We start from the raw sequence: 12,696 nt of genomic DNA on the forward strand, positions 1-12,696 counted from the left end.
CCGGCGGCGTCAGGCGAGCAGCTTGCTGCCGCTCAGCGCGAGGAGCGCGACGTTGATGACTGCTGCCCCCAGGATGAGCTGGAAGAGCAGGCGACTCGGTGGTCTCGTGATCGCCAGGGAGATGCCGATGACGGCGATCACCACGGTGAGGCCGAGGCCGGTCCAGCCCGCGATGTCCGGGGTGCCACCGGGCCCGAAGACGACGAACGCCGATGCGACAGTTAGGGAGGCGTAGGTCGTCACGCCGGCGACACGGCGTCCGAGGCGATGGGCGAACCCCTGCACGCCGGTGCGTCTGTCGTCGTCGAGGTCCGGCAGCACGTTGGCGATGTGTGCGGCAACGCCGAGCAGCGCGCCGGCGATGAGGGCCCACCATGCCGCGGCGGCAGGCCGCACCCCGGCGAGCGTGACGATGAGGGGAAGCACGCCGAAGCTCACGATGTACGGGAGGATCGAGAACACCGACCGCTTAAGCCACGCGTTGTACGCCCATGCGGACGCGATGAAGAGCAGGTTGGTGGCGAGCGTCCCGGCGCCAAGCGGGAGGCTCAGCAGCACGCTGGCGGCCGCCGTGGCGAACGCCGCCGTCCGTACGGCGGGCGCGCTCACCCAGCCGCGCGCGATCGGCTTGTCGGTGCGGCCGACGGCACGATCGCGTTCCGCATCGATCCAGTCGTTCGACAGGCCCACCGATGCCTGGTTGGCAAGCATCATCAGCCCGAGCAGGGTCAGGCGACCCGGATCGAAGCCGAGACCGGCGCCGAGCAGCGCCGTGATCGCCGTCACCGCCAGTGCGGGACCGGGGTGAGTTGACAGCGCGAGCGCCACCGCTTTGTTGGGCATTGGGCAATCGTATGGGGCGGTGTCGGTGGGGTGTGGGATCTGACAGGTTCGGCGACGTTCGAGAGGCTAAGTTGGTCTGATGCGCGACGCCGGGGACGACCAGACACTTGCTTCACTTCTCCCGGGAACCTGGACAGTCGCCGCCACGAACTTCCCCATGTGGCTCGGTGGCGACCGCACCGACCCGCAGTTCACCTACACCCTGATCTCGCCGGACCCGCTCGTGCTGGGCGACGATGTCTCGTTCACCAAGAAGACCGGCGAACGCGGTCACGTGCGCGGCGTCGATCGTCTGCAGGGTGACACGTTCGTCTGGCGCGGCCGTGGCCTCCTTCGCGTCGCCGCGAGCCACTGGTCGGTCGTGGGCGTCAGCGACGACGCCAGCATCGTCGTGTTGCGGTTCGCCCGCACCCTGTTCACGCCCGCCGGAATCGACGTCATAGTGCGGGACGGTTCGGGTCAGCCAGAATTGCGCGCCAAGATCGCCCGCGGGGCGACCGAGTTCGGTCTCAGCCCCGAAGACTTCGCCTCGCTCACCTGGCTGGCCCCCAGTCGTCAGGCGTAATAGCTCTCTGGTGAGCTAATACCCGAGCGCGACCAGCACCTCGTCGGGACGCTCCACCGCGGCAAAGTGTCCGCAGTCGGCGATGATCGTGCGCACGCTGTCCGGCAGCGCCCGTCCCAGCTGCGCAAGATCCGCAGCGGTCGAGAATACGTCATCGTCGCCCTTCACGGCGCGCACCGGGCACTCGATCATCGCCCAGCGCGCGTCGGCGTCGTAGCCACGCGCGATCTCTGCGGCGAGGGTAAAGGGACGGGGACGCAGTTCGGTGGCAAGCGCATCGACAACGGACGCGTCGATGGACAGCGGATGGCGGAACAGCGGCGTCACCATGAAACGCAGGAGTCCGACCGCCCGCAGCGCCCGCACGAATGCCGTGCCGGCCTTGCCCAGGGGTGCGAGCAGGCGCATCCCCTGCCAGAGGAGGATGAACCCGGGAAGGGCGCGGAAGTTTCGGATGGGGTGCTCGACGCTGGAGATGACGGAGCCTCCGGTCGCGGACACAACGCCGACCGACATCACGTTCTGTGGCCACAGCGATGCCAGGTGGAGCGCGATGAAGCCACCCATGGAGTGACCGACGATGTCCCACTCCGTGAAACCCAGCTCCTCTGCGCAGTCCTTGACGAGCGAGCAGACGGCCTCGATCGCGACGTGTTCCCCGCTCGCGGTGAGCGATCCGTCACCCCAGCCGGGCAGGTCGAGCAGCACCGGATTGTGCACGGTGATGCCCAGCGACCCGGCGGTCTCGAGCAGCGGCGTCCAGGTGGTCCAGGAACCGGCGGCGCCGTGCAGGAAGATCGTCGCGCGGGGCGACGGGCTTGTCCGGCGCGACCGGGCGACGGCAGAGCCGAGTTCGCTGCGCACGGTGGTCTCGGTCAGCCCGAGCTCCGCGGCGTTCGTCGTGAGACCGAGGGGCGCATAGCCCGGAAGTCGCGTCCTCGTTGTCATCGGGGTTGAACCTAGTGGGTACGCCCGTGCTCGTGCAATCTGAGCGCCGTGTCCCCGTGCCGCTCAGCCGTCGATCGCGCCGACGATTTCCTCGCGCACCCGGCGCATGTCTTCGACGAGTGAGCCGATCAGTACCCAGTGCCGCGGGTGCGGCCGGGCAATCGAGAGCGGAGCCGTGAGCGCCGGCGGCTCGACGATCTGCTGCACGGACGCGTCATCCGTACCCTCGCCGCCGTGACCGAGGAGCCGCAGGTCGTGGGCCGCCCGGGTGAGCTCCCTGGCTATGTCGGCGACCGTCGGCTCGACGTGCAGGTCGTCGTCGTACCGGTCGTGCAGTGCCCGCGCCATGCCCACGATGCGGTTCACCAGCACGCTGAGGCGACGCAACAGTTCGGTGTCGCGTTCCAGCACCTGACGGTTGCGTCCCTTGCGCGGGTTCATGGTCAGGCTGTCGGATCCGGATGCCACGGCCGCCGTTGCCACATCGCGAAGCCCGGGCAGCGTGCGCACCTGGGTCATGAGGGCCGTGAGGCTTGCGGCGTCCTGCGGGGTCCGCAGTGTCGTCGCCAGCAGGTCGAGGCTCGCGGCGCTCTCCCGCAGCAGTCGCGCAACCGCGGCGTGGGCCGGCGCCACCGTCACCGGCGGCACGATGAGAATGTTGACGGCCAGGGCGACGGCGGCCCCGAGAATGGTCTCGAGGATCCGGTCAAAGGCGTACGCGGGCGTCTGTGACCCCACGACGAGCACGAGCATGGCGCTGATCGGGATCTGGTTGGCCGAGGCCGGTCCGAGCCGGAGCAACCACGCGAGAAGCAGCGAAATCACGATCACCGAGAGCACGATCCAGCTGGCGGATCCGAAGAAGTACCCGATGGTCTCGGCGAGCAGCACGCCGAGGATGACGCCGATGCTGCGCTCGATTCCACGCGCGAGCGATTGGGTGAGACTCGGCTGCACGACGAGCAGGGCGGCGATGGCGGCGAAGATGGGCAGTGGCTGGCCCAGGAGCACCGCGGCAAGCAACCAGGAGGCGATTGCGGCCACCGAGGTCTTCAGTACCTGCGGCAGGGACGACCTGGTCTGGAGGCGGAGGGTAGCCGGAATCTTCACGACCCAAGGCTATCCGGCTCCCGCTGCGGCGACCTCGGCGGACAGGTCACCGCTGCGGGAACGCGGGGTTAGGGCAGTTGATCGCTCTCGTCGAGCTCCAGGGTAGGGAGCTGGGTTCCGTCGAGCTCATGTTCGGTGTACGACATGGGGTCGGGGTCGGACGTCGTCGCAGAGGCGGCTGGCGGCGGGGTAAGCGCGCTACCGACCACCAGGGAGACAGCGACGACTGCCGAGGCAGCGAGCGTGATCAACAGGGGCGTGCGAATGCGGTGGGCCGGAGTATTACCGGCCACGGAACGTGCAGATACTGAAATGGGCATGCGCTGGCAGTTCCTTTCGGGTAGGAACCGACGCTGTCGGGTACAACGTCGTGGGGAGCAATGTCCTCCAAAGAGAGGACATCGAACCAGCAAGCAAAAAACTATCAGCCGTCATGTTTGGGGTCAATCGGCACCGTGCCCCATTGAGGGGTCATCTGGCAAGTATTAATGTGGTCGATTATTTCGGCGTACCGTTGGACCATGACAAAACAATCAGCCGCGGCATCCGGAAGCTTCTCCATCGGATCCGACCTCCCCGTCCATCGCCTGGGCTACGGAGTCATGCAGCTCCCCGGAGCCGGCGTGTGGGGTCCCTCGCGCGACCCGGAGAACGCCATTCGGGTGCTCCGTCGCACCGTCGAACTGGGAATCACCCTGATCGACACCGCCGACTCCTACGGCCCGTTTGTGGCCGACCACCTGATCCGCGAGGCGTTGCACCCGTACGCCGACGATCTGGTCATCGCCACCAAGGTGGGCTTCACACGCCAGGGTCCCAACAAGTGGATCCCCGTCGGACGCCCCGAGTACCTGCGCCAGCAGGTCGAGCTCAACCTGCGTCACCTCGGTGTCGAGCAGATCGACCTGCTGCAGCTGCACCGGATCGACCCGAAGGTTGCCCTCGAAGACCAGCTGGGGGAACTCGTGGCCATGCAGTCCGAGGGCAAGATCCGCCACCTCGGTCTCAGCGAGGTGACGGTCGACGAGCTGAAGGCCGCCCAGAAGCTCGCGACGATCGTGTCGGTGCAGAACATGTTCAACCTCGCCACCCGCACGGCGGAGCCTCTCCTCGAGTACGCCGAGGCGAACAACATCGCCTTCATTCCGTGGTTCCCGCTCGCCACCGGCAAGCTCGCCAAGGCCGGCGGCCCGCTCGACGAGGTCGCAGCGCGCCACGGGTCATCCGCATCCCAGCTCGCCCTCGCCTGGCTGCTGCGTCGCTCACCGGTGATTCTGCCGATCCCCGGCACCGCGAGCGTCGATCACCTCAACGACAACGTCGCGGCGGCGGACATCCAGCTGACCGACGATGAGTTCGCCGAACTGTCGGCGATCGGCGAATAACAGCGATTCGCGCCAGCACGCCGACCGCGGTCGGGCACCCACCCGGTGCCCGACCGCGGCCGTTAACCGGCGTGACGGGTTTGTGCAGCCTGCTGGGTTGTGCGCTTCTCCGCCGCATCAATGGCGTCGGCAGCCCGTACGAGGGCGAGGTGTGACAGGGCCTGCGGGAAGTTGCCGACAAGGCGCTTGCCCTGCACGTCATACTCTTCGCTGAGCAGTCCCACGTCATTGCTGTAGCTCACGAGGCGGTCCATGAGTTCCGTGGCGTCGGCGAGTCGGTGCGAGGCGGCGTACTGCTCGACGAGCCAGAAGGAGCAGGCGAGGAACGGGTGTTCCCCGCCGGCGAGACCATCAACGCCGGACTGGGTGCGGTAGCGGGCGAGAAGACCGTCCTGCATGAGTTCGGACTCGATGCGCGCGACGGTACCGAGCATGCGCGGGTCATCCGCTGCAATGAAGCCCACCTGCACCATCTGCAGCAATGAGGCGTCCACCGTGCCGCTGCCGTAGTACTGCGTGTAGCTGCCGATGGTCTCATCGAATCCGCGGGTGTGGATCTCCTCTGCGAGTTCATCGCGCAGCTTGACCCAGCGAGAGACGGGTCCGCGCAGTCCGTGTTCGCGCACCGCGCGGATGCCGCAGTCGAGGGCCGACCAGAGCATGACGCGGGAGTGGGTGAATTCGCGCTCGGGCCCGCGGATCTCCCAGATGCCGTTGTCGGGCCGACGCCAGTTGTCCTCGACAAACTGCAGCAGCGCCCGCTGCAGTGACCAGGAGAAATCGGTCTCCTTGACGCCGGCGACGCGGGCGTTTTCGAGCGCGCGCAACACCTCGCCGAAGATGTCGCCCTGGTACTGAACGTACGCGTCGTTGCCGACCCGGACGGGGCTGGAGTTGCGATACCCGGGGAGGGTCGGCACCTCCCACTCGGTGAGGCGCCTCTCCCCGGACAGGCCGTACATGATCTGCACGTCGGCGGGGTCTCCCGCGATGGCGCGCAGCAGCCAGTTGCGCCAGGAGTTTGCCTCGCTCGCGAACCCGTGTCCGATGAGCACGTCCAGGGTGAGGGACGCGTCGCGGAGCCAGACGTAGCGGTAGTCCCAGTTGCGGCCGCCGCCGATCTGTTCGGGAAGGCTCGTGGTGGCCGCCGCCACGATTCCACCGGTGTCTTCGTGAGTGAGGGCGCGCAGCACGAGGAGGGAGCGGTGCACGATGGAGGCGTATCGCGCGGGAACGACGGAGGACGACGCCCAGTCCCGCCACCAGCCGATGGTGTGCTCCAGCTGCGCGTCGACGTCCTTGGCCTCGGGCGGCTGGCGGTGCGCCGGGTACCAGGTCATCACGATGTCGACAGTCTCTCCCTCGGCGATCGCGAATTCGGCGGAGTGGAAGTGGTCGTTGGGGTGCAGACGCGGGCCGCGGATGACGAGCGCATCCGGACCGGCCACGGCGATCAGCGCATTTCCTCCCTCGTGGGGTGCCTGGCGCACCCAGGGGATGGCAGCCGCATAGTCGAACCGCATGCGCAGGTCCTGGCGCATCTCGACGACACCCGAGATGCCGCGAACGCGGCGCACGATGTCCGCCCTGCGGTCGCCGTGCGGCATGAAGTCGGTCACCTCGACGACGCCGCTCTGCGTCACCCAGCGAGTGGAGAGCACAAACGTGTCGGGCAGGTAGTCGCGGGTGGCGGTGGCCGACGAGTCCGCGGGAGCGAGCAACCATCGCCCGTGGTCCTCCGAACCGAGGATCGCACCGAAGACGGAGGCCGAGTCGAAGCGCGGGAGACACAACCAGTCGATCGACCCGTTGCGGCCCACGAGCGCTCCGGTGTGCGTGTCTCCGATGAGGGCGTAATCCTCGATGTTCAGGGGCATACGCCCATCCTCACTGATGAATGTGCTGTGAAACTGATCAGCGGCTGACGACAAGCCGCATGCCGACGTCAAACGACGGCGTTGTGCGCAGATTTCCGTGGGCGTGGTCCCAGGCCCCGGAGGCGAGATCCTCCCGCAGGCGGTTCTCGAACCGGGTGACGGCCTCCCCGCCGATGAAGCTCCACGCGGAGGTTGCGCGTCGCACCTCGGGCTCGAGCAGGCGTTCCGGTCGCCCAAAGAAGGCCTGGGCGAAGCCGTCGGTGCTGTCAACGGGAACGGGCACGGTGCGGATGTCGGTGTCACCGCCGAGGGCGTCCGCGATGCGCTCCAGCCGGGGCATCCGTCGTCCCTCGACCTCGAAGAATTCGGGCGCGTAGTCCATGAGCCACCAGTGCACGGGCGGCGCGGGGTCAATGGTCAGGATCGCAACCGGACCGCTCGTGACCCGACGCATTTCGCCGAGTCCTTTCTCGAGCTCCGGCCACTGGTGCACCGTCACGCTGGCCATGGCCGCGTCGAAGGCGTTGTCCGCGAAGGGGAGGTGGTCCGACGTTCCGTCAATGGCTCGGGTCAGGTGCGGGGGCCGCTGCGCGCGCATGGAAGCGGATGGCTCGACCGCCGTAACCTCGCGATCGGTGGGTTCATACGACCCGGCGCCGGCGCCCACGTTCAGCACCGTGCGGGCATCCCCGAGCGCGTCGAGGATCGCGGCGGCAATCCGGGGGTCGGGCTGGCGGATCTTCGCGTAGCCCTCCCCGATCACCGCGTAGTTGGCGTCACCGGCAGAACCGTCGCTGAACCGACTCACGGCAGGAGCTCCTTGGGGAGGATGCCCGCGTTCGTGAGGTGCTCGGACAGTCCGGCGCCGTCGGGTGCGTACATCCAGGCCATCCCGTTCGCGTTGTGCGCATCCGCCATGCTGCGACCGCCGGCGAATACAGCCTCGCTGTTGGACAGCTGCCGGATGCAGACGGCCGCGACATTGCCCGGGTGGTCACTGAGGAACTCGCTGTACAGCTCTTCGTCGTGCTGGCCGTCGTCGCCGATCAGGAGCCAGCGGATGTCGGGGAACTCCGCAGACAGCCGGCGCAACGTGTCGCGCTTGTGCTCGCGTCCGCTGCGGAACCAGCGGTCGTGGGTCGGTCCCCAGTCGGTGAGCAGCAGGGGGCCAGCGGGGTAGAGGTTGCGTGACAGGAACCGGCTCAGGGTCGGGGCGACGTTCCATGCTCCGGTGGAGAGGTAGAGCACGGGGGAGCCCGGGTGGGCACGGGTGAGCCGTTCGTAGAGCACGGACATGCCCGGCACGGGGCGACGCGCGTGCTCGTCGAGCACGAACGTGTTCCATGCCGCGAGGAAGGGGCGGGGAAGAGCGGTGACCATGACCGTGTCATCCACGTCCGACACCACGCCGAACCTGGCCGTCGGATCGACGACATAGATGGATGCCTCGACAACAGGTGAGTCCTCGGTGCTGAGCTGAATTGTGTTCCAGCCCTGGGGGAGGTCCACTTCGATGCGGACGTCAACGACGCCGCCACGGTCGGCAGTGACGGTGAACTCGCGCCCTCCGGCAGAGACGAGAACGGGAATATCGTCGACGGGAACGCTCGTGAAGCTGCGCCAGCCGCGAATGTTGCGGTACCTCGCCTGTTCGGAGCTCTCGGGGGGACCAGGCTTTGTCAGCAGCACCCGGCACAACACCCGCGCCCAGCCTTTGCCGCCGTAACCGGTGTACGGAATGACGGTCGCCGTCAGCCCCCGCTTGCGGGCCCGCTTTTCCCTGAAGTCGTGAAGCGCATCCTCGATGCGCGCCGCCCGGTGAAGGATCGGCTCGGCCGCAGCCTTAGTCCTGCGAAGTGAGCGGCCCATGGGGTAAGTCTGGCACGTCCGTGACCGCCACCGACCTGACGTGCACCTCAGCCCAGTGGCGCGGTCAGCGCGGGGGAGTTGTTTGCAACGTTGCCCACGTCGGTTCCGACGGGGTGGAATCCGACCCGGTCGGCAACGTCCGCGGCCGCCTCGGAGATCTGTTCCACGAGCAGCTCGTCTCCGGCCTCGAACGGGTCGAGCCACTCCGCGGCGAACTCAGGGTCGAGGAAAACTGGCATTCTGTCGTGAATTTCGGCGAGCGGACCCGTCGATGGGTGCGTCAAAATCGTTGCCGAGAGCAGCCACCGGTCGGGAGAGCCCTCGGGTGCCGCCGGATTTTTCCACCACTCGTAGAGCCCGGCGAAGAGCATCACCTCGTCGTCGGGCAGCGAAACGTAGAGCGGGGTTTTCACGTTATCCCGGGTGATCCACTCGTAGTACCCGGTGGCGGGAATCGCGGCGCGGCGCCCGGCGACGGCTGCCTGAAATGACTTCGTTTCGGCGACGGATTCGCTTCTGGCATTGAACAATGGCGCGCCAGCACTGGGATCGGAGGCCCAGCCGGGCACGAGACCCCATCGTGCGGACTCGAGCCGACGCACGGGGATATCGGCTCCATCGCCCTTCGGCTTCGCGTCGATGATGACCGCGATCTTCTGGGTCGGCGCGATGTTCCAGGAGGGTCCGGGAAGGTTCTCGCCCGTGACATCCACCTCAAACAGGCTGACCAAATCGTCGGATCTCTTGTCCACAACAAAACGTCCACACATGCTCGTTAGTTTGTCAAAAACCTGCGACATGCGGATACAACGAAACTGCCGCCCCCGCAACGGGGGCGCGGTAGTATCTCGTCTCAAGAAAACAAGGAGGCGCAGTGCCGCTTACAGATCTCACCGAAGTTCCGGTCGGGAGACCAGCGCAGCTTCGCAATGAGCCCGTACAGGCTCGGAGCGCGGCGCGACTGGAGACGTTGCTGGACGCCGCCGCGTCCGTTGTCGACGATCTCGGCTACGAGAGGCTCACCACAGCGATGGTGGCCGAACACGCCGGTGCCTCAATTGGCACGGTGTACCGCTATTTTCCTGATCGCATCGCGGTTCTTCAGGCCCTCGCGGGGCGCAACCTCGATCGCGTGCTCGGGCGCATTCGCGCCGACTTCTTCGACGAGCGTCACCAGACGTGGCTCGAGGCACTGAGCGCCAGCTTTGACATCTTCGTCGAGGCCTTCCGCGTGGAGCCGGGGTTCCGTTCTCTGCGCGTCGGCGATGTGCTCGACCTGCGACCGCCGCTCGATCCCGAGACGTTCAACTCCCGCGTGGCTGATGAAATGATGCGCGCGCTCGTCGAGCGTTTCGATCTCGAGGACACCGACGAAAGCCGTTTCGCGTTTGAGACGGCTATCGAGATCAGCGACGCGCTCGTCGCGCGGGCATTCGCCCGGGACCCGGAGGGTGACCCCCGCTTCCTCGAGCAGGCTCGCACCATCGTGCGCTCCGTTCTCAGCGAGCACTTCGGAGCAACGACGCTCTAGGGGCCGCCGAGCCGTGCGCAGGACTGCAACAGATCTCCCCCGGGAGACTTCGTCGGCGCGGGAATTTCCCCGCCGGTGAGACGTTGAATGCTAGGCACCGGAGACATCGTCAGATTGCGGTAACAATTAGCAATCCGGTTTCGTCGGTGGTGCCGAATAGTGTTTAACTGAAAGCTAACGGGCAAGTGTCGATCCGTGGAAGCCACGAGGAATGAGCCGCACGATGATTGAATTCCGCTCCGTGTCAAAGCAGTTCCCCGACGGGACCCGCGCGGTCGACGACTTCAGCATCACGATTCCCTCCCGCAAGACGACGGTCTTTGTCGGGTCATCCGGCTGTGGCAAGACGACACTGCTGCGCATGATCAACCGCATGGTGGATCCCTCGAGCGGATCCATCGAGATCGATGGAGAGAACATCTCCGCGGTCGAGCCGGTGCATCTGCGTCGTGGCATCGGCTATGTGATGCAGAACTCCGGCCTGTTGCCGCACCGCAAGGTGATCGACAACGTGGCGACGGTTCCACTGCTCAACGGAGTGCCCCGCAAGCAGGCACACGCTGACGCCCTCGATCTTCTCGACCGGGTAGGTCTCGACCGCTCGCTGGCGAACCGCTACCCGAGCCAGCTGTCCGGTGGACAGCAGCAGCGCGTCGGCGTCGCCCGTGGGCTCGCGGTCAATCCCAACATCCTTCTCATGGACGAGCCCTTCGGCGCGGTCGACCCCATCGTGCGGTCCGACCTTCAGCAGGAGACCATCCGCCTGCAGCGCGATCTCGACAAGACTGTCGTCTTCGTGACCCACGACATTGACGAAGCGTTCCTCCTGGGAGACCAGGTGGTCATCCTCCAGAAGGGCGCCAAGATTGCCCAGCAGGGAACCCCGGAGGAGATCCTTGCGAACCCCGTCAACGACTTCGTCGCCAGCTTCATCGGTGCAGACCGGGGTAAGCGCCGCCTCACGGTTGACGCCAACATCGCCGCCAGCGGCGACGACCTGCTTCTCGTGGACGCCGGTGGGTACGCCGCCGGTGTGATTTCCGCGCCCGGTGGGCGCCTCGCCGTGGGAAACCCCAGTCCCAAGTCGCGCAGCATCTCGAACAAGACCGACCAGGCCGGCGACGCCTGATGCCCCGGCGGGAGAAGGGACGGGTACCGCGATGAAGTGGATATCCAACAACCTTGAGTTGATCGGGCAGCTCAGCCTCGATCACCTCGCGATCGCGCTTCCGCCGATCCTCCTGAGCTTCATCCTGTCGATTCCCATCGGGTGGCTCGCCAACCGTTTCGCCTGGAGCCGGGGCGTGCTGCTCACCCTCTCGAGCCTGCTGTACGCAATCCCGTCGCTTCCCCTGTTCATCGTCATCCCCGTGGTCATCGGCACCGGGCTCCGCGACCCAATCAACATGACGATCGCGCTCACCCTGTATGGCATCGCCCTCATGGTGCGCAGCACGGCCGACGGTCTCGCGTCCGTCGACGGTGACGTCATCCAGTCCGCCACGGCGATGGGTTACTCCACCTGGACGCGCTTCTGGCGCGTGGAACTGCCGTTGGCTGGTCCCGTGTTGCTGGCCGGCGTTCGCGTCGTTTCCGTCAGCACGATCAGCCTCACGACGGTCGGCGCGGTGCTGGGCATCTCGAGTCTCGGCAGCTTGTTCACCGACGGGTTCCAGCGCAGCATCACCGCGGAGATCTACACCGGCATTGTGGTGACCATCGTGCTCGCCCTGATTTTCGATCTCGTGATCGTCCAGCTCGGACGCCTGCTCATGCCGTGGACGCGAGCGCCACGCAAGACTCGGGATGACTCGCGCGGCCGCCTCGCCGAACGGGAGGTGACCGCGTGAACATCTTCTTCGAGGGGCTCGCCTGGGTCTTTGATCCCGCGCACTACGGCGGCGTCGATGGAATTGACACCCGCATTCTGGAACACCTGAGGATCAGCCTGATCTCGCTGCTGATCGCGGCGGTCATCGCCGTCCCGCTCGGCTACTTCATCGGGCACACGGGTCGCGGGCGCACTCTCGCCGTCGCGGTGTCCGGCGGAGTGCGTGCCCTGCCGACCCTCGGACTCACCATCATCCTGGCCCTGACGCTCGGTATTGGACTCGAGGCGCCCATCATCGCCTTCGTTGTGCTCGCCATTCCCTCGATTCTCGCCGGTGCGTACGCGGGGTTCGAGGCCGTTGATCGCCGCACCATTGATGCGGCCCGCGCCGTCGGCATGACCGAGTGGCAGATCGCCGGCAAGGTAGAGATCCCGCTCGGGCTGCCGCTGCTGATGGGCGGGCTCCGCTCGGCCTCGCTGCAGGTCATCGCCACGGCAACTCTCGCCGACTATGTCGGCGGTGGCGGGCTCGGCCACTTCATTTTTCTGGGACTGCAGACCAACGATTACCCGCAGATGCTCGCGGGATCGATCATTGTTGTCGCCCTCGCCCTGCTGTCCGAGGCGATCTTCAGCGTTCTCGAACGACTGGTCGTCCCCGCCGGCGTGAAATCACGCGCCCCCACAACCGTCCGCACGAAGTCATCCCGATCTCGCGCGGTAGTGGGCTAACGCCC

The 12,696-nt window shown here is 66.6% G+C and carries 14 protein-coding genes; 6 read left to right on the plus strand and 8 right to left on the minus strand.

Going from position 1 to position 12,696, the window contains the following annotated elements; genetic code table 11:
- Positions 1 to 9: 9 nt before the first annotated feature.
- Positions 10 to 843, minus strand: a complete 834-nt coding sequence (locus HB677_RS08040) for a UbiA family prenyltransferase (RefSeq protein ID WP_213815155.1) — start codon at positions 841 to 843, stop codon at positions 10 to 12.
- A 79-nt stretch (positions 844 to 922) separates the two neighbouring features.
- Here HB677_RS08040 and HB677_RS08045 point away from each other — a divergent pair, with 79 nt between their 5' ends.
- Positions 923 to 1,408 (plus strand): hypothetical protein, encoded by a 486-nt coding sequence (locus tag HB677_RS08045; RefSeq protein WP_213815156.1) that lies wholly within the window; start codon positions 923 to 925, stop codon positions 1,406 to 1,408.
- A gap of 15 nt (positions 1,409 to 1,423) precedes the next feature.
- On the opposite strand, the gene HB677_RS08050 is transcribed toward HB677_RS08045, so the two are convergent.
- The 3 genes from HB677_RS08050 to HB677_RS08060 all read right to left on the minus strand — a co-directional run bounded on the left by HB677_RS08050 (position 1,424) and on the right by HB677_RS08060 (position 3,786).
- A complete protein-coding gene (locus tag HB677_RS08050) occupies positions 1,424 to 2,356 on the minus strand; it encodes an alpha/beta fold hydrolase (RefSeq protein ID WP_213815157.1) in 933 nt (310 codons plus the stop codon).
- 63 nt (positions 2,357 to 2,419) lie between these two features.
- Positions 2,420 to 3,466 carry an aromatic acid exporter family protein gene (locus tag HB677_RS08055; protein WP_213815158.1) on the minus strand — a complete coding sequence of 349 codons (1,047 nt, stop codon included), beginning with the start codon at positions 3,464 to 3,466 and terminating at the stop codon, positions 2,420 to 2,422.
- Between the two features lie 68 nt (positions 3,467 to 3,534).
- Positions 3,535 to 3,786, minus strand: coding sequence for a hypothetical protein (locus HB677_RS08060; RefSeq protein WP_213815159.1), 252 nt, complete (start codon positions 3,784 to 3,786; stop codon positions 3,535 to 3,537).
- 201 nt (positions 3,787 to 3,987) lie between these two features.
- Between HB677_RS08060 and HB677_RS08065 the strand changes: the two genes are divergently transcribed.
- Positions 3,988 to 4,851, plus strand: coding sequence for an aldo/keto reductase (locus HB677_RS08065; protein WP_213815160.1), 864 nt, complete (start codon positions 3,988 to 3,990; stop codon positions 4,849 to 4,851).
- A 62-nt stretch (positions 4,852 to 4,913) separates the two neighbouring features.
- Here the strand turns inward: HB677_RS08065 and HB677_RS08070 are convergent, their stop codons facing one another.
- The 4 genes from HB677_RS08070 to HB677_RS08085 are packed head-to-tail and all read right to left on the minus strand — an operon-like array spanning position 4,914 to position 9,397.
- Positions 4,914 to 6,728 (minus strand): glycoside hydrolase family 15 protein, encoded by a 1,815-nt coding sequence (locus HB677_RS08070; RefSeq protein ID WP_213815161.1) that lies wholly within the window; start codon positions 6,726 to 6,728, stop codon positions 4,914 to 4,916.
- A gap of 37 nt (positions 6,729 to 6,765) precedes the next feature.
- On the minus strand, positions 6,766 to 7,536 hold the full coding sequence (locus HB677_RS08075; RefSeq protein WP_213815162.1) for a class I SAM-dependent methyltransferase: 771 nt from the start codon (positions 7,534 to 7,536) through the stop codon (positions 6,766 to 6,768).
- The gene (locus HB677_RS08080; RefSeq protein WP_213815163.1) at positions 7,533 to 8,597 is read right to left on the minus strand and encodes an App1 family protein; all 1,065 of its coding nucleotides are present in this window, start codon (positions 8,595 to 8,597) and stop codon (positions 7,533 to 7,535) included. Before HB677_RS08080 ends, HB677_RS08075 begins: the two co-directional genes overlap by 4 nt.
- Positions 8,598 to 8,644: 47 nt before the next feature.
- Positions 8,645 to 9,397, minus strand: coding sequence for an SOS response-associated peptidase (locus HB677_RS08085; RefSeq protein ID WP_307852521.1), 753 nt, complete (start codon positions 9,395 to 9,397; stop codon positions 8,645 to 8,647).
- Between the two features lie 74 nt (positions 9,398 to 9,471).
- On the opposite strand from HB677_RS08085, the gene HB677_RS08090 reads away from it, so the two are divergent.
- The 4 genes from HB677_RS08090 to HB677_RS08105 all read left to right on the plus strand — a co-directional run bounded on the left by HB677_RS08090 (position 9,472) and on the right by HB677_RS08105 (position 12,691).
- Positions 9,472 to 10,128: a TetR/AcrR family transcriptional regulator gene (locus tag HB677_RS08090; RefSeq protein WP_213815165.1), complete on the plus strand. Its 657-nt coding sequence runs from the start codon at positions 9,472 to 9,474 to the stop codon at positions 10,126 to 10,128.
- Positions 10,129 to 10,351: 223 nt separating this feature from the next.
- A complete protein-coding gene (locus HB677_RS08095) occupies positions 10,352 to 11,257 on the plus strand; it encodes an ABC transporter ATP-binding protein (protein ID WP_213815166.1) in 906 nt (301 codons plus the stop codon).
- A gap of 31 nt (positions 11,258 to 11,288) precedes the next feature.
- A complete protein-coding gene (locus HB677_RS08100; RefSeq protein ID WP_213815167.1) occupies positions 11,289 to 11,978 on the plus strand; it encodes an ABC transporter permease in 690 nt (229 codons plus the stop codon).
- Positions 11,975 to 12,691, plus strand: a complete 717-nt coding sequence (locus HB677_RS08105; RefSeq protein ID WP_213815168.1) for an ABC transporter permease — start codon at positions 11,975 to 11,977, stop codon at positions 12,689 to 12,691. Before HB677_RS08100 ends, HB677_RS08105 begins: the two co-directional genes overlap by 4 nt.
- Positions 12,692 to 12,696: the final 5 nt, after the last annotated feature.

The sequence above is a fragment of the Glaciihabitans sp. dw_435 genome, assembly GCF_018449675.1.
Lineage (GTDB): Bacteria > Actinomycetota > Actinomycetes > Actinomycetales > Microbacteriaceae > Glaciihabitans.

What these genes read in the sequence shown, in the direction of transcription:
- HB677_RS08040 (WP_213815155.1), bottom strand. Translation starts at nt 843, where the DNA reads ATGCCCAACAAAGCGGTGGCGCTCGCGCTGTCAACTCACCCCGGTCCC.
- HB677_RS08045 (WP_213815156.1), top strand. Translation starts at nt 923, where the DNA reads ATGCGCGACGCCGGGGACGACCAGACACTTGCTTCACTTCTCCCGGGA.
- HB677_RS08050 (WP_213815157.1), bottom strand. Translation starts at nt 2,356, where the DNA reads ATGACAACGAGGACGCGACTTCCGGGCTATGCGCCCCTCGGTCTCACG.
- HB677_RS08060 (WP_213815159.1), bottom strand. Translation starts at nt 3,786, where the DNA reads ATGCCCATTTCAGTATCTGCACGTTCCGTGGCCGGTAATACTCCGGCC.
- HB677_RS08065 (WP_213815160.1), top strand. Translation starts at nt 3,988, where the DNA reads ATGACAAAACAATCAGCCGCGGCATCCGGAAGCTTCTCCATCGGATCC.
- HB677_RS08070 (WP_213815161.1), bottom strand. Translation starts at nt 6,728, where the DNA reads ATGCCCCTGAACATCGAGGATTACGCCCTCATCGGAGACACGCACACC.
- HB677_RS08080 (WP_213815163.1), bottom strand. Translation starts at nt 8,597, where the DNA reads ATGGGCCGCTCACTTCGCAGGACTAAGGCTGCGGCCGAGCCGATCCTT.
- HB677_RS08085 (WP_307852521.1), bottom strand. Translation starts at nt 9,397, where the DNA reads ATGTCGCAGGTTTTTGACAAACTAACGAGCATGTGTGGACGTTTTGTT.
- HB677_RS08095 (WP_213815166.1), top strand. Translation starts at nt 10,352, where the DNA reads ATGATTGAATTCCGCTCCGTGTCAAAGCAGTTCCCCGACGGGACCCGC.
- HB677_RS08100 (WP_213815167.1), top strand. Translation starts at nt 11,289, where the DNA reads ATGAAGTGGATATCCAACAACCTTGAGTTGATCGGGCAGCTCAGCCTC.